We start from the raw sequence: 21,299 nt of genomic DNA on the forward strand, positions 1-21,299 counted from the left end.
AGAATGTGCTTAATTAGTAAGTTAGAATGTTAAGTTAACGCCTAAAGTGAAAGTTCTTGATTTAGGGAAGAACTGGCGGTGTTCGATACCCGGAGACAGGCCGGCATCCGCATCTGTGATTTCTCCGCGGAAGATCTCTACTTCCGGATCGACACCCTTGTAGCCGGTAATTACGAACAGGTTTTGTCCGGCCACGTAAACACGGGCTTTATCCAGCCAGTTGATCTTTTTCGTGTTGAAGGTATAACCCAGAGATATGTTGTCCAGGCGCATGAAGGAAGCATTCTCGATGTAGTAGGAACAGATACGGGAAGACTCTGTCAACTGGTGAACCAGCGGGTCGTTCAATGCATTGGTTCCGATCAGGAATGTATTATTGCCATAGGCGGCGCGCGGATTGTTGAATACTTTCTGGCCGATGGAACCACGGAAGAAGAAACTCAGGTCCCAACTTTTCCAGCTGAATGAGTTGTTCCATCCGAATGTAAGATCCGGTTGTGCGTCGCCGCAATAATCACGGTCGTCGTCTGTTATCTGTCCGTCTTTATTCTTGTCTTTGATGATGTATTTGCCGTTTTCGTCGATTCCTTCGCAGATCAGCATATAGAATTGTCCTACCGGACGACCTTCTTCAATGACGTGTGAGGTAACGCCTGAACCGCCGCGCAACCAGGGATCGCCTGTGTAAAGACGGCTGGTCGTATAAACGTCGCTCGACAGTTTGGTGATCTCATTCTTGTTGTGGGCCAGGTTTAATGACATGTTCCAGGAGAAGTCTTTCTTGCGGAGGATATCCATGTTCAGCATGATCTCGATACCCTTGTTGGTCATATCGCCTACGTTGGCCTGCATTTTATTGTACACGAACGGGGGAGTCGGAACTTCGTAATTGTACAGCATATCGGATGTTTTCTTGTTATACCATTCGATGGTACCGTTCAGGCGGCTGTTGAACAAGGTGAAATCGAGGCCCACGTTCAGCATGGCGGTAGACTCCCATTTCAGGTCGGGGTTGGCATTCTGGTTGATCTTATAGGCCGTCTGCCAGCTGCCGTCATTATAATAGATACCTTCCGATCCGTATAATTCAAGACTTTTATAAGGTTGCAGGCCGTCCTGATTACCGGTTACACCGTAGCCGATGCGGAATTTCAAATCGTTTACCCACTTGACATCCTTCATAAAGGATTCCTGCGAGATCCCCCAGGCTGCGGATGCGGAAGGGAATGTACCCCATTTATGGTTGGCTCCGAATTTAGAAGAACCGTCGCGGCGTACCGTTGCCGTAATCATATAGCGTTCGGCATAGCTGTAATGGGCGCGTGCGAACATGGAGATCAGTTTGTAGGAGTTTTTGTCTGACGACACGTCGCCGGTTTTCAGGCCAGTACCTGACTGAAGGTTATTTGCTCCCAGGTCGTTGGTCAGGAAGTTACGGTTCTGTGAAGTGAATGAGGAGTAATTGTTATCTTCCCAGGAGTAACCTATCATACCTTGTATCTTGTTTTCTTCGGCGGCTCCGAATGTTTTTTCGTAGTCGGCTGTCCATTCCATCAGGTTACGGTTCCAGGTGCGGTTCCGTTTTTGTGCATATCCGTTATTGCTTTGTCCCTGCTTGGTTTCAGAGTTGTCATATCGGCTGAATTCGCTGGAATAACGGCTTTTGTATAAATTGGCTTTCACGTTCAGGCCGTCGATAATTGTGAATTGTATATCTCCTGCGCCATAGAAATAGATATTATTCATATCTTTTCTGTTCAGGTCCTGGTTTTGCACGGGGTTTCCCTGGTCGTACTCCGTATTTACTTTGGTGAAATAAGAACCATCGGCATTGTAAACCGGATAAACGGGAAGCATGCTATAAGCTAACACGAAATTGTCTCCGTAAGGGATACGTGCATCCGTTAAGGTGGCTGATCCGAGCAAACCGATACGCAGGCGGTCGTTGATGGCCCGTTGCTGGAACTGGAAGCGGAAGCTGTAACGGTTCATGTCGTTGTCGCGCATGATACCGTTGCGGTCAAGATAGGTGAACGAAGCACGGTAATTACTTTTAGAACCTCCTCCGGAGAGGGAAATGGCATGGTTCTGCGAAATACCTGTCCGGGTTATGGCATCGAACCAGTCGGTATCGGCCCCATATTGGTCGTATACGCTGGCGTCCTGCCCTGATTCTTTGGCGTATGCTCTCCATTCGTCGGCATTCATCAGGTCGGGTTTGTTTGCCAGATGATCCATGGCCACGTATCCGTCGTAAGAAATCTGTGTTTTCGAGCCTGAACCTCTTTTCGTGGTGATAAGGATAACACCGCCGGCTGCACGCGAACCGTAAATGGCGGCTGAAGATGCATCCTTCAGCACCGATATCGATTCGATATCGGATGGTGCTACGGTTGTCATATCACCTCCGGGGATACCATCGATAACGATCAGCGGTCCCTGGTCGTTTTGCAGGGTAGATGTTCCGCGCAGACGGATGGTTGAACTTTTGGTTACGTCACCGGAGCCGGATGTGATTGTCAGACCGGCCACTTTGCCTTGCAACAGGTCGGAGGCATCCCTGGTTACGCCTTTGTTGAAGTTCTCTTCTGAAACATTGGCAACGGAACCTGTAATTTCTTTACGTGTCTGTGTTCCATAACCGATGGCTACGACTTCACCCAGATTAACAACAGACGGAGCCAGCCTGATATCAATTGTCTTTCGCCCTTTTACGGCTTCTTCCGTTGTGTTATAACCGATGAATGAAAACTGAAGAACGGCTTTCGACAGGTCGTTCAATGTGAGCGTGTAGTTACCGTCTACATCTGTGACAGTACCATTGGTCGAACCTTTTTCTACTACATTTGTTCCGATGATCGGTTCACCTAGTTCATCTAAAACTTTTCCTTTGACAGTGCCCGATTGAGCAAAGACAGTTGTCATACAAAGTGACATTAATACTGAAAGTATCCCTACCTTGCAGCATTTGAAAGAATTATAATCCGCAAAACCACCCGGACGAATTTTTAAAACGAAACGGTTCGGTTTTTTCCGGGGGCTTAAAACGAAGCGGTTCAATTTTGAGTAAAAACGAATAGCATTAAAATGGCACTTGAACGCTATTTTAATGCTATTCGTTTTTTTGTTGTTTTGTGGAAATAAGTCATTCTAAAAGTTGCGTATGTCGCATAAAATCATTACCTTTATAACAAATAAAGAAAGTGTGAAATCTCTTAGGCGGCTATCTTATCAAGTAGTCTAATGATATTCGCTTTTATTTTTGTATTATCCCTAACCCATTCGGTTGGTTCTTCGCCTTTATCATACGCTGGATAAGGTTGCGGGTCGCGAATGAACTTAAACTTTTTGCAAAGTGGATATATGTAGCGGTACGTCTTTACCCGAAATATCTCCATGTCACCCAACAAGAAGGCCATATTTGAACGTAAATAACCGCTTGGTGATGTACTATTAGTAAATATTTGTTCGTGTGTTACTTCGCCCGTGCGCTTGTTACGGCAGAATTTGGTATAATGAAAGCCGTAATATGTAAAGTTGGCCGCCTTATAAATTGTGCCACATCCTAACCGTCCATCAGCAAACGACTGCACCGCTACACAGGTCGGATCATCTTTTCTTAGCAACTTGATAGACGCAGCAATCAATATACTCTCTGCATTATGTCCCAATTCATCATCTATCCACATGCGGTTCAACTCGCACATCCAAGCATCCGGATTCGGGTGGGTGAACAGTTTAGCATTTGGGTTCTTCAAATAACCGTACACAGCAACGCCCAAGCATTTGTCCGGGGCTTCTTCCCGGAATATACCATAATTGAACTTACCAAAACCGCCATCGTTCCACTTGTGCGAATAGTGGTGTTCTACAATCAGTTCTTTTGCCAAAGCCTTCGGAACTGCCTTAATAACTAAATTACCTAAAGTTGTCCTTTTTAATATTTCCATGCCTTATTCGTTTTTTGTTTACACAAAGTTGCATGAAAACAGGTACAAGGCATAATTTTCGTATCGGGTTACACTGCACTACTTTTGCAGTCTTTCCCTAAACGGCCTATGACGGAATAAACCTGCCTTTCACTAACATTGTACTTATCGGAAAGCATGGCAACAATATAGGTCATTTTATAACCTGTATCACGCATTTGCAGATAGTCGTTATACAAATCCACATACACACAATCATTCGCTTTAATTCCTGTTGCCATCAGGCGGCGCAATAACTCCTTATTAAAATTAAGTATCTCAAAAACTGTCATAACTGAATTTATTAGCGTATATTTGCAATGCCAATCATATTTATATAAAAAACGACAGTGTCGCGGAAGAAGGTTATTAGCCCTCGGCCGCGCGGCACTGTCGTTTGTGTATATAAATATGATTGGCGTCTATGTATATACTGGCCGGGGGCTTTTTTACACCCTCCCCCGAAAGGCTTCAGTGTTATTCCTGATATGGTACAAAGTTGAATGTATCCTTTTTCATCCAGCCTTCTTTCAACGTGTCCTGAACAAACGCTACCGATTTGATATAAAAATCAGTCAGTTCGTCAAGTGCTTTAAACTCGTGATAGACCGGGGTTTCGTCCGAACCGAATTTAAAAGTAACCGGCAAGGTTGTTCCATTCATTTGTACGGCAAGGTCGTAAGCCGCTTTGTAGTTAAATTGATTTTCGGTAGATAACCATACCGGATAACCATTCCACACAAAGCCGGATAAAATCTTTTCGTCAATTGACTGGTTGAACCACCCTGTAATCAGTTCCTTTATTTCCGGGAAGGTCGGTTTACATGAAAATTCTTCTTCCATGTAATTGACACCCGTTTCCGGTTCGCCCTTTTCGTCAGTTCCGGCATTTGCCTGAACATCCCAACGGACACGCCATTTATTTGTTATAGGGTTTACACATTCAACCAGCGCAACCCCGTCTGTTCCTTTAATTCGTTTCATAATTTACTAATTAAGAAAATACATACTTAGTTTTATTACCACCGAATGTTTCGCGACGGATGGTTGTTTCAAAAGGAAGTTCGCCCAGTTCCTTGATTTGGTCAAGAATGTTCTTCATTTCGTCTGAAGCTGTGATAAACTTGCCTTTTTGCCCGTCAAGTTCATATTGAACTACATACCGGCCTTCGCCTTCCTTCGTTTTGATATCGGTTTCAAAATCCAAAACACAGATTTTGCAGTTTTAGAGTTGCCCCAAAGGGGTTAGATTGCCCTCAAAGCGTTTCTTTCCGTCTGCGGGCTTGTACACGACGCCTAAATCTTTAAAACTTTTCATATTTGTTAATTTAAAAAATAAATGTGTTCCATTACAATGCTTTATCCATCCCCAAAAAGAGGCGATAACAATGTACTTTCGTTTCTTACTTTTAACCTTGTGCAACCTACGAGCAACACGAACTTTTATATGTTTGCGAACCAACACATAATCATGCCGGATAACATAACCTAAAAAATCAATGCCTCGCGCTTCTACCGGGAACACCTGATAATTTGACTTGACGGTAAGATGAAGCCGGCCTTCTATCACAGTCCGCATCTTTTCCAGTATAGCATGTAATTCTTGTTTGGATGAAGATAAAATAACAATATCATCGCAATAACGAAAGTAGTATTTTACCCCTAAGTCCATTTTTACGTAGTAATCCAACAAACACAGATAGAAGTTTCCAAGTAGCTGGCTGGAATGATACCCGATAGGTAAACCGGTGTCATAACTCCGAATAATACCTATAAGAATATCCATCATCCGGCTATCCTTTATTTTTCTACCAAGCAGTTTAATCAATACATCTTGGTCGACAGAGTGGTAAAACTTTTTAAGGTCGATTTTCAGGCAATATCTTGTACCCGGCTTATCTTTTAGAGCCTTACGAACACGCATCAAACCGTCGTGTATTCCACGTTTCGGAAGGCTGGCATAAGTATCGCGTATCAACATACCGCCGAAAATCTTACCTAAAATGTTCATTATGGCGTGAAGGGCGATACGGTCTTTAAAAGGAAGGGATTGTATCTCGCGAACTTTACCATGTTCCACCACGGTAAATTCACGATAACCGGCAAGTCTATATGTACCGGCCTTTATTTCTTCCGCAAGTTCTGCAAGTAAGCTGTCCCGGTTCTTTATCAGATAACGAACGGTGCGGGTGCGCTTCTTTCCGCGCATCACAGCGTCGAAGGCATCTGTCAGGTTGCCTTCTTCAATCACTTGTTCTATTAAATAACCATATCGTTTCATATTAAAATCGCTTTCAGAAATCTATGTGCTTCGACTATTTCTACCTACCACACACATTTTTGACTGTTTATTTTCTGCCAAGAGGCAAGGTGCATTTCCCTGTGGAATGTCCGGGGACACGTCCCCATCAAGAGCCACATAACAAAATTCTTTTTCCTGAATATGAGGCGCGAACCGATATTCGTGTTCGAGTTCGACGCGGCGTTATTCGCATTCGAGTACGCAACACCGCCATTCGTATTCGACGAGTTATAGGAGCGCAACAAACAGAAGGGCCGGGAAAATCTACCTGTTTATCTTCATCTTTTTCTAATTATTACGTCTTTAGGTTACACATATTTTAAATCATTTGCAAAATTAATAAGTTTCAAGCGATTCAGGACGGATCACTGAATTTTCTAAAATTTTTCGACCGGCTTACGCCGGTAAGAGTATCAAAGCACTGACAGTGCTTTGAACGCATTTACGCTTTCCGCTTCACGAATAACGCCCCTGAAAGCGAGGCGCGAACCGAAACTCGTGCTCGAGTCCGACGCGGCGTGAAACGCAACCGAGTACGCAACACCGCCACCCGCACTCGACGAGCCACAGGAGCGCAACAAACAGAAGGGGCCGCCGGTTGTTTGATAGTAATGGTCTGAATAATGTGTTGTTTCAGAACCACCAACAGCAATCGGAACCATATCAAAAAACGGGCCGTTTTCTGCCGCTATTTTCGTAATCCATCCGCTTTCCGTTCCCGCATTGACATTCCTTTGCGTTCCGTCCGGGTCGGTAATAGTCCAAACCCTATCTTGAATTGATACATTCTGAACCCATTCGTACTGGCCGCCGAAAACACCTTCAAGCCCCAGCCCGTTTACATAGCCGGACGTTTCGTTTACGGTGTCCCTGTTGCCCTTTTGATTGGTTGTGCCGGTAGTAGTGGCGGGGTTATAAGTTGCGCCGCCAGCCCCTAATACGGCTTGCAAATTTCGGTTGCCATACTTCGCGTAAAGCATAAAAGCAATAACGCAATGTTGTTGGAAATCAATCAAACGGTAACCCGCCCCGCGAGCCGCTGCGTAGCTGGCAAAATTTGTATAGGTTGTGCTTGTTGTTGGTGTTACGCCACTACGGCTATAAAGTTTATTTCCGGTCTGATAGGCTTTATAAGCCCCTACCAAACTACGCGGAACATGCTTGAATGTGCCGTCAACATTATATTCTGCGAAACGGTAACGGAATTTATTTGCGTCGACCTGTTCCCATTTATAGTAAAATTCGGGAAAATCAACCATTACGTCACCTTCATTTCCATTTAGTTGCGCCGCTGTGCCATCTTCATAATAATTACTGTCTGTGTCCTTCAGGTAGGCGATGGTAACCTGTCCGTCGGCTGTCTTTTTACACAGGCAACGACGGAACTTCGATAGAATAGTGGCAAGAACGCCGCTGTTTATTTCCCCCGTAATATTTTCCGGGTCGCTGATTGACTTATTGAATGTAATGCCGGCATCCACAATCTTTTCATACTCAAAATTGACTGTACGGGTCACAGCATTCGCGGTAAAAGTTTGTTCCGAAGGTGTTAAATAACCGGCAAATTCATCAACAGACACTTTATAACTTATTCCGAAAGGTACTTTTATAACCACATTCGCACCGGTTCCGGTTCCTATGACTTCCGAATTTCCACTGTTTACAATTCTGACAGTCCGCCCGGAACAGTCCGCCGCATCATTTGTCGATACATTTACGGTTACTTCTTCAGTACGATAAACAAGGCTTATTTCCCTTTTATTGCCACCTACGGCAACATAAGTTTGTGTTTCAGGGGAAAGATAACCGGTAATATCAGCGGGTATTACCTGATATTCTACCGACATCGGAATAGTAGCGGACAGTTCCGAACCAGACCAGACAAGGTCGGTTTGCTGACCGGAATACTTAATAGACACGACAGCACCGTTAAGGGCGGCATCGGCTCCCTGATTGCTGGATAATACAATTTTTACCGTTTCGGAAAAAGCGGAACCATCAGAACCGGCAATCTGCCAGTCGGCTTTGCCTTCTTCCGTAATATCATACAACTGATAAAAAACATACTTTTGATTTTCCGTATCAAAGACGCGGCACTGTTGACCTATCGAAAATGCACGGGTTACTTCGCCGGATTTATACGTTAAGGTTTCCTCTGTTGGTTTTTCCGGTAAAGTGGGTGTTTCCGCAAACTTGCCGTCCAGCGAAGCAACCAAATTCTGAACTGTTTCTATTTTCTCATCCAACAAGCCAAGAGAAACATAAAATTCTTCTTTTGTTCCTTTGTAGCCGCCAAGCTGTGCTGCTTCCCACGCGCTTAACCCGTATTCGTCCAGTTTGCTATAAGGGCGAAGGCCGTCTGATAGTTTGGTTATGATTTTACCGTCTGTCCTACGTTCAAACAGCCATACATTTTCGACAATAATAGACGTGTCGGCCGCCCATTCCGCTGTCGTTTTTACAATTTGTTGGTACACATACGCACCTGTTGTTGCACTTTCACTCATGATAAATAACCTTGTTTAATTAATATACTCGCTTTTGAAAAATTCGTTTGCCCGGTCAGATATACCGCACCGCCATAGCTTCCGCCACCGCCGCCACCTTCACCGCTTGGCTTCCAAACGGCCGCGCCTTTGATGTTATCGTGGCACTTCCAAAATGTTTTCGCTCCATTCTCGGCGATAGTCCAAACCTCTACGCCTATATCATAGCCATCATCCGTAACTGTCGGCTTATGGTCTAAAAACGAAGGCATCTTTTTTTCAAGTTTGGTAAGCCGGTCACCGGCTTTTACATCAAACTCCTGCAATGCCTTAATAGCTTTCCAAATGGCATCATCATTTTTTGCCAGTTCTTTCAGCCGGTTTAATATTTCCGTCAGCCACGTTGTTTGTAAGCTATCGAAAAAGCGGGGCACACCGTCAGCCGCAACCTCTATGTATTCGCCTGCCGGTTTTTCCTGTACCTTTTTGGCATAATATTCTACTACTATATCCCGAACCACATCATCGGCATATTCGCGCTGGACATGCTTTTCATCCTTTACCAAGTACACCGGGAAAACTTCTATGCCTGTTACGGCTTCAAACGGCATAATCATTCCGCCAATACTGACCAAGCCGGAAGAAATACCGTTTTCCGATACTTCGCAGCCCGTTATAACACAGTTGCCATATTGAGAAAAGAACTTATCCGCAATCAAAAGCCCTTCGCTTTGCAACTCAATCAAATCATCGCCCGACCACTTCCGTATGCCGGGGTACTGCACGTGTCGTTTCATTTTCTTGTTACTATTTTATAGGCTTTATCAGCCAGTTTGTATTTTTCTATTTCGGCGGATAACAAATTTAAGTCTATGCCTTCAGGCGCGTAGACAATAAAATCAACATCGGAAAAACTCTGCCCGCCTTCACCTTCCAGCGCAATTTCCTGCATAGGTTCAAAAATTGCCCAGTGCGCCGGTTCAATATTAAGCCCGATATCCAAAAACTGGTCGTTATAACTTTTGATGATAATACCGCCACCGAATATATACTTCAAATGCCCTTGCAAGGCTTTATGCTGGCTGGTCACATGTGTTTTATACCGGTAGTAATCCCGCCACGTTGAAAAAGTATCATATACGCCCTGCAAATCCACAAGCGACCAAAGCCACTGCAAGCGTGCGGAACCCCGGCGGTGCGGGGCTACATATTGCCTTACCAACTCTTTAAAGTTTAATATTATATTCATGGCTATATGTCATTAATGGATATCAGTGTCAGCGTACTGTCTTCGGTATAATTGTAATAGCCGGCATGCAGATAAGAAATTGTATCTATGTCGATAAAATCGGCATCTTCCGTCCCTTTGCGGGCAAGCGAAACAAGTTTGGCCGTTACAACGCCATTAACGGAAGTGACAGCTTCCAGCATTTTATGCCGGTAGATAACGCCCCCGAATTTTTGCGAAGTCTTAAATTCTTCCAGCGCGGAAAGAACATTGAGCCGAACTGTTTCTACCGGGTTGGCCGGATTATGGTAAACAGTCAGTTGATAACGCACTTCGTCCGCATCCGTCGAAATAACGGTCGACTTTGTGCCGGCGAATTTGATTGCGTCAATATAGTTTTTGAAGTTAAGCAGCTGGTTACTGGTTATCGGAACAACTTTGCCTTCTTCGTCTTTTGTGGCGACACGAAAAAAGATAGTGCCGTCCTCGGAAACATTCACCGATGCAATTTTTATAACGCGGGCCGCTTCGTCTGCCTGTTCATACTCCAACAAGCCGGTAACAGTATCAAACACAAGTTCGTGCCCCATCTGAAATTCATAACACTTGTCATTATACCAAGTCAGCGTGCCGGCAACCTCTTTTTCCGCATCCGCATCCATTTCCGCTTTGAATGCGTCGAGTACCAATTCAAACATATAGATAGCGTATGCGACACAATGAACCCAAAGCCGCCATTCTGCCGCCGCCGAAGTGGAAAGGGTGAAAGTTGCTTTCAGGCTTTCCGTAATACTTTCTTTTATCTGTTCAATCGTTCTTGCCATTGTTCCGTCATATAAGTGTTTACATCATTCTCTATTTTTTTGACTACCGTTTTTATCATGGTACGGCTATCATCATTAATTTGCAGCGATTGCCCGACCTGAAGTTTTATATCAGGGTAAAAGCTACCTAATTCCCGGCCGACAGACACAAGGGCTTGCGGTTCGTTCCTGATACCGGGATTGTTTACCAGCAGTTCGCCGACAGCTTCCGCCGTCCCGTAATATTGCAGGGCTATATCAAGCAATATCTGGTTATCTTTTACTTTAATCGTTTTCATAACTTGCCTCGGTTTCCAAATCATCACTATAAGGCGAAAAGGCAACCTTTTTAACCTTCATTCCATCCGCTGTAAATTCCTTGCGGGTTGCCCGAAGCAATGCTTCAGGTTCATTGTCTAAAAGGTAATTGACAGCCCCCACGCCCGCTTCGGCCTTATCCCGGATATGCCCCTTATCAGACAACAGCAAATCGCGCTGGTGCTGGTAAGTACTTTCAGTTACGACCAAATCGCCGGTAGAAAGGTCTAAATCTCCCTTATCAGTCTGTTTGTAATCAAGCATAAATCATCCTTCTAAATAGTTAGGTAAATCTGATTGTATCGCGGCAAACTTTGCCGCATTGACAGGAGTTCCCGATATGCCATGTGGCGTTGGGACGGTTAATGCCTGAATAGCCGTAAGCATATCATCAAGTGTCTTTTTAAGGCCGGAACTGCCGCGGGTAATTGTCACCCCACCGGTCGAAGTCTTAACGGTCGTACTGCCAGCGGTAACCGTCAAAGCCGAACCCTCATGCAATACATTGACTTTGTCGTTTGTTACTTCCAACTTTTCCTTATCAACATGGACGGCTATTTTATCACCTTTCTTTATGTCGATATTATCCAAATCAACCACCAGCTTCAAATCATTGTCGGTAAATATAACCTTGTCTATTTCGGTAAAACAGCAAACAAAAAGTTCGTTGCTTTTTCCGATGCGACACACAAGCACAACGCTTTGAAGCCGGGGGATGAAGGCAAAGCCCTGCAAATCGGCATTAACCAACCCACGCAGGCGGACATCGAAGAAATCAACCTGTTCATCCCGGCGGACGGTACAGGTAAATTCATCTTCGTTCACATCAGTAACAACAGCCTGAAAAACGGCGTCGCCATCATTACCGAACACGCCCTGAAATTTCCGTCGTATTTCTTCAAGTTCCTTACTCATGCTTTTATTCCTAATTCAACGACACGACGACCGCCACCGGTTCCAAACTGTACTTCTACCGTTTCAATGAAGTAATCGCCGCTTCGTTCATTATATACTTTGTCTTCAATACTTGCAACCATTCCGGGAAGCGCATAGGGAAACAGGAATGTTTTAATTTTGCCACGGTAGCCGTCAAAAGAATACCGCTTTAATTCTTCCTGTGCCAGCGTTTTTAATTCGCCGGCGTCTTTTACGTCATAGTAGTAAAATGTGCGTTGTTCGCCGCCATCTTCGCCCAATTCGCCTTCTATTTTCGTACCATCCTTGTAATAGCAAACAGCCTTGACTTTCAATTTTACATCTTCGGCAAGTTGGTACTTCAGTTCGTCGTCGCTGATTACATTTTCACGAAGCCGGTATTTTACCGTTTCGCCTTTGACATCGTTAGCCTTTCCAACGTATAACTTTCCGTTTATATCAAAGTAGGCGATCAGGCCGTATTCTTTTTTAAGGTAGCCAAGAACCCATGAACCGGGTTTATTATTTATTACGAAGTTTTTTAATGTCAGGTCTACCACATTGCCGAATGTTATACCTGTTAGAACGGTATTCAAACAGTCTTTTAACGTCGTTTCCTTTTTGCTGAAAACACAGTTTACAAAACGCAGCTTGTAATATTCATCTTCGCATTCAATTTCAAGCGGAACCTTATAATTAAGCCGTTTTACATACCCGACAAACTCGGTGTTCAACGTATTGTCATAGCCCAGCTTAATTTCAACCTTATCACCCACCTTGACCGCCTGCGCCGTTTCTATGTGTGTAGGCGGTTCACCGGCATGTTTGAGCACAGCGGTAACCGGAACCTTTACAATTGCCGTTGCGGCAAGGCTGTAAAGGCTTCGCTTTATCTCTACATTGTGAACGCTCTTAAAAGAAACGCCACCGATTTTTATTTCTGCACATAGAACAAACATATCATTCAAGTATTAATTCAAAACTACGGTCTGTAACTAAATTCATTTTAAAGACTTGCGCCGTTTCACAGCCGCGCATTTCCTGAAAGTCGATGCTTTTTAAAACAACCTTATCTTCTTCCTCTAAAAAAATATCTGTAAGGGCACATTTCAATGTTACCGCCTCATTGATATTATACAGGTCGTTCAATTCTGCAATCTGGCTGTCGGGGAAATCACTGTCCAAAGCCACACCGGCAATGTTTATTTCGTAATCATCTACCGATATAAGTTCTTTGACCGTCCCCTTCCTTCCAACCATCGCAGTTTCCACAATCGTTTTTTTTCCGTTAATGGAAATAACGGCATTCGGTATTTCGTATTCCTTACCTTTGTGCTCCAACACCACCGGCATAAAATACCACCGGCCCTGTGCGTCTTTCTTCCTGAGAACACTACCCAAATCGGAATAAGTCTTTTCCGAAGCCGCATCGCCGGGGTATTCATAGCCTGAACCCTTATACTGCGGCGGCTTATCAGGGAAAAAACCGCTGGGGTAAGGAATACCTTTGTAACCTATAAAGCTGGCCAATATGCCGCCTAAACTAAATTTACTCATCCTTCTGCCAATTCGTCTAATACGCGCATAATTTCAGCACGTATGGTTTCACTTCCTTTATTATCCGTATTTGCGACATGTATAACCACGCTGTCGCAAACCTTTCCTACATGCACCGTCTTGCCGGTTTCTACCGTAGTGGTGTTTTCAGATATAAAGCTGCTTTTTTCCGTTGTTTTTTCCGGCATGGAATAAGCATCGGAAAGCTGGGGTAACTTTACATCAGGAACGGAAGACGCCGGAAATTCCGGTACATTTACTACCGGTTCATCCAATTCAATAGCCGGGCTTACAATTGGGGGAACATTTACCGGTGAAACAGAAACATCGGGAACGGGAGCCTTCGGAAATTCCGGCACATTTATCACCGGGCCGCCCAGCTGAACGGCCGGGGATTGCGCTACAAGTTCAGGCGAAGCTAAATTAACAACGGGCTGTTCTGCCCCCTTTACTTCAGGTGAAGAAAGGGTAACCGCTAAAGGAAGCATAACAGCCGCCGCAATTTTCCGAACATTCGACAGAATATTAGAAAGGTAATTTTCCTTTTCCGGCTCATAACTTTGTGTACGATCGTCCGCTTTAGCCGCAAAGGTGGTTTTTGCGTCAATAACATTGCCGGCGGGTAATACCTTATTCGTTACCTGCTCTTTTGCTTCTGTCGGCTTCAGGCTGACTGTAAGTGGGGCCAGCTTCCGGGTAACAGCCGTATAAACAGCCGTTTCGTTCAGGTTTTTTACATCATCATCAAGTTTAAGAACTTTCTTAGCCTTCGCGCCCTTCTTATCCTTCCCCAATTTAGCCATCAGGTCATTAAAGTTCGTTCCCGGCATATTACCCGGTTCCGGTAATGGTGCAGGCGTTGGAATAAGTTTATCCATCGTTGATACATCATCCGTCTTTTGCTGGGACGCGGCCCAACTATCACGCCCGGCCTGTTTGCCTTTCTCCCACGCCTGCGAATAATTGCCGTTTTGGGCCGTATCGTACAAAATTGACACAGGATTAGCACCCAACACGCCTTCACCAATATTTTTAAAACCATCCTTAGCCGCGGCGGCCGCTTCTTTAAAATTGCCTTTTACAAGGTTTACAATAGCCGAACAAACCCCACCAATACCGGAAAGCACCTGCTTAAATGGCTTTACAACGCTATCCAATAAAGTAGCCCCAAATTCTTTTATCACACCCCACACGCCAAGTATAGCGACGCGGAAGCCCTCAAATTTTTGCCAACAATATGTTACAGCCGCAATAACCGCACCTATCGCCAAAGCAACCCAACCCAAAGGAGAAGCATAGAACGCCGCATTTAACGCCCATTGCGCTGTCGTCAGCCCCCATGTTGCAGCGGTTTGCGCAATATCCATTACTTTTTTTATACCGCCGATAATGACAGATTTTTGAGTAATGGCGTAATTTGCTCCCATCGCAATAGAATAAAAACCTAAAGCAGCCGTTAGGCCAACAACAAGCGGGTTCCCTTCCCGAAGTAATGAATACCAAGAAGAAAAAAAGCCAACCACAATATTAAGAGTAGAAGAAACGCCGGTCAACACCACATCGGCAACACTCAACCCGGCACTAATAACCGGTAGGATTATTTCGCCGACAGTTACACCGATATTCTTGAATTTGTTCCAAACCTCTGTTAATCGTTGTACGCTGTTTTGTGAGTATTCCAAAGCCTTGTCGGTTTCTCCGGAAGAATTAACAACATCTTTCATAGATGCGTTATACTTTGTAATATCAGAGGTCAAAATAGCGAATGCGTTTTTTGCTTCTTTATCTACCATTCCCAATTTTTCAAGGAAGGAAGATTTTTGTTCATCATTCAATCCGGCCATAACGCCTTGCAAATCGGAGAAAATATCCACAAGGCTTCTAATTTTACCGGCTTCATCAAACACCTTTACACCGGATTTTGCCAGCTTGTCGCGTACCTCGCCGCGCCCCAAAATAGAAAACGCATTTTCCATCAGGACGGCAGCACGTTCCGCGCTTTGCCCTTTCCCCGTCATATAAGCAAATGTTCCGGCAACTTCTTTGTAGGCTACTCCTAAATTCGACGCGCCCGCAATCAGGTTCGGCATATACCGGGCAAAGTCGGAAAACTCACCGGCCCCCACACGCTTAGCCGCAAAGAATGTATCCAAGACTTCCGCGGCCGTCGTATTTTCTTTGCCGACAATAGACAGGGTTTGAGCCAGTGCGGCGGAAACAGTGTCTAATTGAGTAAAACCGGCCTTACTGCCTTTTAACGAAGCATCCAAAATAGAAAGTGACAAATCAACATCGTTAAGCTGTGAGTTTATCTGCTCAAACCCGACAGGTGCTAAAACAACATCTGTTTTATTGTCGTCCGCAATCGTTTTAAGTTTCTTTTTCAGGTCAGACAATCCGGCTTCATCCAGTTGTGCGGTAATATTCACTTTCGCCATGCCTTCGTTAAAACTCATTCCGGCTTTACCAGCAAACCCGATAGCCGCCATTCCGGTAACCAGCGGGTTTTTAAGAAGGCCGGCACCCGGTATGGCCTCGAAAGCGTCGGAAGCCCATTTCTTAAATTTGCCCCCGCCGCTGGCCGTTTCCAGCGCATCAATCTCCTTTGTCAACCGGGAAATTTCTTTGTTATACTCGCGTATGGCGGGCAAATTATCCGCCGGTATCCATTCCCTTTTCGCCTGAAGCGCATCAACTTTCCTTTTAAGCGAACCTACGGTTTTACCCGTATCTTTGCATACAGCATCGACAGAAGCAACCTTTTCACGTACACCGGAAAGGGCTGTTACCGTTTTGTCGGAAGTGGCTGTAATACCACCCAATTTCGCGGAAATCTTATCCTGCAAGCTGAATATGTATTCTATTTTGTTCGCCATAAGCTAACCATTAAATCTTGTTTAACCCATTCGGCCATCGCTATTTGATGCGNGGTATCCATTCCCTTTCCGCCTGAAGCGCATCAACTTTCATTTTAAGCGAACCTACGGTTTTACCCGTATCTTTGCATACAGCATCGACAGAAGCAACCTTTTCACGTACACCGGAAAGGGCTGTTACCGTTTTGTCGGAAGTGGCTGTAATACCACCCAATTTCGCGGAAATCTTATCCTGCAAGCTGAATATGTATTCTATTTTGTTCGCCATAAGCTAACCATTAAATCTTGTTTAACCCATTCGGCCATCGCTATTTGATGCGCCCATTCTTCATCCGTGAGTTCTTCGGGGTTCATGTGCAAATAAGCCCGGATAAGGGTATCGGCTAAAAACATCCATCCGGGCTTGTCTGCTACGTTTGTTCGGCTTATAATTTTTTTAACTCGGCTTCCTTTATTTCGATAAGGTCGGCCAGTTTTGAAGAAACGCCCAGGAATAATTCGTCGTTAGTTTTTATTTCTTCATCACCACCAAGCCTGCAGTTATTCAAAAGCACCTCATTATACTTCATCGGGTCGGTTTTCCCAAGTACGGCAGCCGCACTCAACGCCTTGCGGTCGGGCTTTTTCAGATAGGCCGTTTTGCTGTCAACTGTTACACTGTACACCGAGCCATGTTTCTTTTTCCATGCCTCAATCTGTTCTTCTGTAATTACTTTTTCTTCGTTCATTGTTCTTTTTTTTATTATACAACATTCGGTTCTACATCACAGGCAATAAACGGGAGCGCAATTTCCTGAAACAAATCACCCTCTTTCATCCCGTATGGGGCTTCCGTAATAGATAGATTTACTATCTTATCGGTCTGCACAACACCGCTTTCAGGAACATAGGACACAATAGCATCAAATTCCAAGTCGGTAACATCGTCATACCCTTTCGCCTTTGCGGCTGTCTGCATGGCTATCAATTCGGATTGAAGAACAGTAATAGTACCTTCATACTCCTTTTTCCCAAGCTGAATGCCACGAGCCTTTTTACCTGTGGCGAAAAGGGCTTCTTTCTGTCGCTTCATTTTATATTCAATACCGCGAAGCCCGGTAACAGGTTTACCAAGCATAACAAGCGTTACATCAATCCAAGCGTATTCCTTTGAATTAAAATTATCCATTATTCACTTGTATTATAGGGGTTATTAAATGCTAAATCCACATTTATTTCTTTCAGCAGGGCAGTAGGCACAATTTTTGCCTGAACGTTCAACCTGCCGGAAGTAATCAAATCCTGTTTAGGGTCAATATAGGCGGTAAATCCTGAAATTTCACCTACCATATTGGTGTTAACCGCACGTGTAAGCAACTGTTCGTAATACTTACACATCGGGCTTGGAACCTGTCCGGTTTCGGGGTCTACTTCGATACTGTCCAAAATTTCATCAATGTACGTTTTGTAACAGATAACAAGAGCTTTTTGAATAACGCGGATAAGGCAAAGGCGGTGGTAGTCGTCCGTCGTTGCGATTGCCGTTGCATCATCATTCAAGTAATAACCGTTTTTTCCGATATAGGTACGATAAAAGATATAGCCGGCATCATGCAGGATATTCCAAAGGCTGTAATCTTCCTGTGGCGTTTTTCCGTCGGTCAAATAGCCCGTTGCGGCAATGCTGCCATCTTTGACGCGGCCAATGGAGATATTAACCGCACAGGTGGCCGCACGTCCGAGAACTTGACCGATTGCGGCCGAATACAATTTACTTTCGCCATACTTACCATCCGAAGCCAGTACAATAGACGCACAATTATAACTACCTTCCCTCGGTTGATACAAACCTTCGGTTTCACCGCTCCAACCAATGGCCGGAAGAAGGATAACAAAGGGGGCAATTTTACCCATGTACGACTTAGCAACCGACTGCGCTTCATCGACGGCAGTAATAACATCTTTGTCAATGCAATTTTCAACCGTAGGCGTATAAGAAGCCGGAGCGTTACGATTAACACCTACAAGGCGAATACGTCCAGCTGCGGAGTCAATCAGCTTTTGAAGGGGCGAACCGGGTTCAGAGGAACAAATTTGCGTCAGCGTACTTGCTTCACTTACTACAAGCAAATGCAATTCCGCACCATCGCCGGCCGCTTTATAAAAGGCTGCCACATCTTTATAGACCAAAGGGTTGTTTTCTTTGGTAATGCCGTATTTCGACAGGTCATTGCTGGAAGAAAGAACGTACACTTTGTTAAGGGTAAGTTTTTCCTCTACGGCCTGACCGGTCAAAATAAGCCCGGAAATACCATCGTCAGAAAGGGTTACCGTACCAATATTACCGTTACCCAAAACTATGTTTACATTTGGTAAACTCATGCTTTCAAAAATTAATAAGTTTTTAACTCTCCTTTTCCCACCGTTTTTTGGTGAGAAACGGCTTTATCGTATTCGTGCGACAGGAATACCAAGTTATCACCGGTCACATGAAATTTTAAACATTCCGGGTATGCCGCCCGATATTGAGCCAAAAAGGCGGGTTCCTGTTCTGTTATGGGAACCGGTGTTACTTCCGGCTGTCCCTGTTTTTCTTTTGCCATTCTAATTGCGTTTTAATAGTTTTAAAATAGCCTTCCAAAGCAAAGGCAGATACTTGATCAAAAGGATAACCGCAAACAATCTGCCTATGTATATCCACGTCTGCTGCCACCATGTAAGCCGGTTGGTATAGACCGTATCGCCGGGAACGGGCAGTGGCACATAAATAATAGAATCTTTTGCCGGTATATAAATCGTGTCACGCTTGGCGTTAGCCTTGTAATCAAGTTTGCCATTATCAAAAGAAAGGTTACTTTCAACACCTGCGCTTTTCAATTCATTATAAGCCTTCATTATAACCTGATTATTGCTGTCACATTCAAACAGGGCTGTAAGAAGTGCCGAATCAGGCGACAAATAAACCGGAACCAGTCGTTCCGTTACAAGATTATCCGGTAGGTTCGCGGGCGTGCCCTTCGCATTTCTCTGCGTGCCGCAACTCGTCACGTACAGGACAAGCAATATCAGCGTGGGGACAAGTATTAACTTTTTCAACGGCCCGGCGAAACCGCGCCAACTCTTTCCGTATTTCATTTATTTCTTTTTTTAGCGGCTCGACCACCTCTTCCATCAGGATGGCCATTGCCTTTTTTACATTTTCCAGTTCATCGCCGCGGGTTTCCGCCTTTGAGGCTTTTACTTGCGCCCGAAGTTGTTCGACTTCCACGTCATACTTCTTTCGCAGTAATATAGCCGTGAGCCACGCGCTTAACGGTGCGGATATGATTGCGGCGACCAACGAAATTATTCCAGACAATTCCATCCTGACTTCTTAGGTTTACTTTAATAAATTCCAGCCCGCATATACATCAGCCTGCACGGCAGGAATGCCGTTTTCTACCTGACTGATAGCCGCTGCAAAATTGCACATAGTCGTTTTGTCGTTCACATCCGGCACATAGGTCGCAGTAACTTGCATTTCGCGGCAAACTCTTTGTATATACGCAGCTGTATCATTCTCTGTTCTCGGAGCCCACCGGCTAATAAAGTCCGCAATCGTTTTACAATTATGCTTTTTACGATAGTTTTGAAGCAACTTAATCAGGGCACGATAACCATGCGCCATATCTTCAAATTCTTCAAAAGCATTATCTTTCTTTTCCGATTTTTTTACTTCACCCTGCCAATCGGTAGCATCCGAATTTCGGATGTTACCGGGGTTATTATTTCTTATTCCGCGTGGTGTTGTCATGCCTTAGCTGCTACATAATCCGACATGATAGCCGCCATCGCGTCTTTTTTCTTTGGCAGCACAATGAAATAATGACGGAAGTTTACAAGGCTGCGCTGGTTCAGCGGGTCAGTTTTTGCCTCACTGTAATACATCGTAGTAGAACCGGAAGCCTTGAAAGCACGCTTTGTATAGAAAGCGACAGAAGCTTGAAATTCATTTGCGCCGGCAGCAGTTCCAAACTTGACCTTTGTTCCGTCGGCCTTATATACAGGGTTGGCACAATATTCGAAGACTTCAAAACTATACAGATTGGATATTTTACCGGTTGTATAGTTATAGTATTGGTCTTTGAACTTTTGGTCTGTCAGCAATAAATCGTTTACATGGTCGGAACACAATACCAAACGGCGGCCCTGCAATGGTATTTGCGCTTTATCAAAGGCATCTTTCAGTGCGATAATATCCGCAACCTGTAATCTGCGCCGGCCCGTTTCCCCGCCGTCTACTATTTCGCCGGTTGTTTTCAACACAGGTGTTTTTGCCGTTGTCTTATCCGGTGCAAGGGCGTGAATTGCTTTTGCATATTTAGAAACTTTGATTGCATCAGCATGGCGTTCCTTCAAACTTGACATTTTGTCGTAAGAGGAAGCATACAGTTCGTCGTCTGTTACCGGGGTCGCTTTAGTCTGGAATTTATCCAAGCTGAACACCGCATCAACATCTGAAATTTCCTGAACGGCGATAGGGTAAGTCATATTATTGATTAATACGTCAGGGTCGCCGCCTACATCTACCATGTGAATAACATCATTTTCGGCGTATTGGCTATAATCCGGAATGCCATCCAAGAAGGTAGCAACATCACCCGCACGAAGGGTTTTAATCAATTCACCTGTCCAAATTTCCGTAAGCACACCGGCGCAGGCAGCCCCTTTGGGCATAAAGTTTCCCGCTAAAGCGGACACGCCAACGGCAGTGGCCGCACCGGCAGAAGCGGGAACACCAACTGCAACGGCAAGAATAAGCCCCATAGTTGCGCAAACCAACACACGGGAAAATAATTTAAATCCTGTTTTCATTTAATACCTGTTT

The 21,299-nt window shown here is 44.6% G+C and carries 24 protein-coding genes; all 24 read right to left on the reverse strand.

What is annotated here, in order from left to right; translation table 11 throughout:
• Window positions 1–21: 21 nt before the first annotated feature.
• Window positions 22–2,925, reverse strand: coding sequence for a SusC/RagA family TonB-linked outer membrane protein (locus tag BQ7394_RS01670; protein ID WP_082211616.1), 2,904 nt, complete (start codon window positions 2,923–2,925; stop codon window positions 22–24).
• 290 nt (window positions 2,926–3,215) lie between these two features.
• Window positions 3,216–3,950 carry a Mom family adenine methylcarbamoylation protein gene (locus BQ7394_RS01675; RefSeq protein WP_075555784.1) on the reverse strand — a complete coding sequence of 245 codons (735 nt, stop codon included), beginning with the start codon at window positions 3,948–3,950 and terminating at the stop codon, window positions 3,216–3,218.
• A 68-nt stretch (window positions 3,951–4,018) separates the two neighbouring features.
• Window positions 4,019–4,261 carry a hypothetical protein gene (locus tag BQ7394_RS01680; protein WP_075555785.1) on the reverse strand — a complete coding sequence of 81 codons (243 nt, stop codon included), beginning with the start codon at window positions 4,259–4,261 and terminating at the stop codon, window positions 4,019–4,021.
• A 184-nt stretch (window positions 4,262–4,445) separates the two neighbouring features.
• A complete protein-coding gene (locus BQ7394_RS01685; protein WP_075555786.1) occupies window positions 4,446–4,952 on the reverse strand; it encodes a hypothetical protein in 507 nt (168 codons plus the stop codon).
• A 10-nt stretch (window positions 4,953–4,962) separates the two neighbouring features.
• Window positions 4,963–5,175, reverse strand: a complete 213-nt coding sequence (locus tag BQ7394_RS25335; protein WP_082211618.1) for a hypothetical protein — start codon at window positions 5,173–5,175, stop codon at window positions 4,963–4,965.
• A gap of 18 nt (window positions 5,176–5,193) precedes the next feature.
• The gene (locus BQ7394_RS01690) at window positions 5,194–6,249 is read right to left on the reverse strand and encodes a reverse transcriptase/maturase family protein (protein ID WP_082211620.1); all 1,056 of its coding nucleotides are present in this window, start codon (window positions 6,247–6,249) and stop codon (window positions 5,194–5,196) included.
• Between the two features lie 434 nt (window positions 6,250–6,683).
• The gene (locus tag BQ7394_RS01695; protein WP_075555787.1) at window positions 6,684–8,777 is read right to left on the reverse strand and encodes a hypothetical protein; all 2,094 of its coding nucleotides are present in this window, start codon (window positions 8,775–8,777) and stop codon (window positions 6,684–6,686) included.
• Entirely contained in the window at window positions 8,774–9,553 is a 780-nt protein-coding gene (locus BQ7394_RS01700) for a hypothetical protein (RefSeq protein WP_075555788.1), read from the reverse strand. Before BQ7394_RS01700 ends, BQ7394_RS01695 begins: the two co-directional genes overlap by 4 nt.
• Entirely contained in the window at window positions 9,550–10,005 is a 456-nt protein-coding gene (locus BQ7394_RS01705) for a hypothetical protein (RefSeq protein WP_075555789.1), read from the reverse strand. The genes BQ7394_RS01700 and BQ7394_RS01705 overlap by 4 nt, the downstream gene beginning before the upstream one ends.
• Window positions 10,006–10,007: 2 nt before the next feature.
• The gene (locus BQ7394_RS01710; RefSeq protein WP_075555790.1) at window positions 10,008–10,808 is read right to left on the reverse strand and encodes a hypothetical protein; all 801 of its coding nucleotides are present in this window, start codon (window positions 10,806–10,808) and stop codon (window positions 10,008–10,010) included.
• Window positions 10,784–11,086: a hypothetical protein gene (locus BQ7394_RS01715; RefSeq protein ID WP_075555791.1), complete on the reverse strand. Its 303-nt coding sequence runs from the start codon at window positions 11,084–11,086 to the stop codon at window positions 10,784–10,786. The genes BQ7394_RS01710 and BQ7394_RS01715 overlap by 25 nt, the downstream gene beginning before the upstream one ends.
• Window positions 11,073–11,369 (reverse strand): hypothetical protein, encoded by a 297-nt coding sequence (locus BQ7394_RS01720; protein WP_075555792.1) that lies wholly within the window; start codon window positions 11,367–11,369, stop codon window positions 11,073–11,075. Before BQ7394_RS01720 ends, BQ7394_RS01715 begins: the two co-directional genes overlap by 14 nt.
• A gap of 3 nt (window positions 11,370–11,372) precedes the next feature.
• Complete coding sequence (locus BQ7394_RS01725) at window positions 11,373–12,020, reverse strand: hypothetical protein (protein ID WP_075555793.1); 648 nt, start codon at window positions 12,018–12,020, stop codon at window positions 11,373–11,375.
• On the reverse strand, window positions 12,017–12,979 hold the full coding sequence (locus BQ7394_RS01730; RefSeq protein WP_075555794.1) for a hypothetical protein: 963 nt from the start codon (window positions 12,977–12,979) through the stop codon (window positions 12,017–12,019). The genes BQ7394_RS01725 and BQ7394_RS01730 overlap by 4 nt, the downstream gene beginning before the upstream one ends.
• 1 nt (window position 12,980) lies before the next feature.
• The gene (locus BQ7394_RS01735; protein WP_075555795.1) at window positions 12,981–13,577 is read right to left on the reverse strand and encodes a DUF6046 domain-containing protein; all 597 of its coding nucleotides are present in this window, start codon (window positions 13,575–13,577) and stop codon (window positions 12,981–12,983) included.
• Entirely contained in the window at window positions 13,574–16,453 is a 2,880-nt protein-coding gene (locus tag BQ7394_RS01740) for a phage tail tape measure protein (RefSeq protein WP_075555796.1), read from the reverse strand. Before BQ7394_RS01740 ends, BQ7394_RS01735 begins: the two co-directional genes overlap by 4 nt.
• Before the next feature lie 425 nt (window positions 16,454–16,878).
• Window positions 16,879–17,181 carry a hypothetical protein gene (locus tag BQ7394_RS01750; protein WP_075555798.1) on the reverse strand — a complete coding sequence of 101 codons (303 nt, stop codon included), beginning with the start codon at window positions 17,179–17,181 and terminating at the stop codon, window positions 16,879–16,881.
• Window positions 17,182–17,195: 14 nt separating this feature from the next.
• Window positions 17,196–17,621, reverse strand: a complete 426-nt coding sequence (locus tag BQ7394_RS01755) for a hypothetical protein (RefSeq protein ID WP_057327584.1) — start codon at window positions 17,619–17,621, stop codon at window positions 17,196–17,198.
• The gene (locus BQ7394_RS01760; RefSeq protein ID WP_075555799.1) at window positions 17,621–18,814 is read right to left on the reverse strand and encodes a DUF2586 family protein; all 1,194 of its coding nucleotides are present in this window, start codon (window positions 18,812–18,814) and stop codon (window positions 17,621–17,623) included. Before BQ7394_RS01760 ends, BQ7394_RS01755 begins: the two co-directional genes overlap by 1 nt.
• A gap of 11 nt (window positions 18,815–18,825) precedes the next feature.
• On the reverse strand, window positions 18,826–19,035 hold the full coding sequence (locus BQ7394_RS01765) for a hypothetical protein (protein WP_057327586.1): 210 nt from the start codon (window positions 19,033–19,035) through the stop codon (window positions 18,826–18,828).
• A gap of 1 nt (window position 19,036) precedes the next feature.
• Window positions 19,037–19,327 carry a hypothetical protein gene (locus BQ7394_RS01770; RefSeq protein ID WP_075555800.1) on the reverse strand — a complete coding sequence of 97 codons (291 nt, stop codon included), beginning with the start codon at window positions 19,325–19,327 and terminating at the stop codon, window positions 19,037–19,039.
• Window positions 19,328–19,421: 94 nt separating this feature from the next.
• Complete coding sequence (locus BQ7394_RS01775) at window positions 19,422–19,700, reverse strand: hypothetical protein (protein WP_235848650.1); 279 nt, start codon at window positions 19,698–19,700, stop codon at window positions 19,422–19,424.
• 111 nt (window positions 19,701–19,811) lie between these two features.
• Window positions 19,812–20,225, reverse strand: a complete 414-nt coding sequence (locus tag BQ7394_RS01780) for a structural protein P5 (protein WP_075555801.1) — start codon at window positions 20,223–20,225, stop codon at window positions 19,812–19,814.
• Window positions 20,222–21,286 (reverse strand): hypothetical protein, encoded by a 1,065-nt coding sequence (locus BQ7394_RS01785; protein WP_075555802.1) that lies wholly within the window; start codon window positions 21,284–21,286, stop codon window positions 20,222–20,224. Before BQ7394_RS01785 ends, BQ7394_RS01780 begins: the two co-directional genes overlap by 4 nt.
• Window positions 21,287–21,299 lie beyond the last annotated feature (13 nt).

The organism is Parabacteroides timonensis (assembly GCF_900128505.1).
In the GTDB taxonomy this organism is placed as follows: domain Bacteria; phylum Bacteroidota; class Bacteroidia; order Bacteroidales; family Tannerellaceae; genus Parabacteroides; species Parabacteroides timonensis.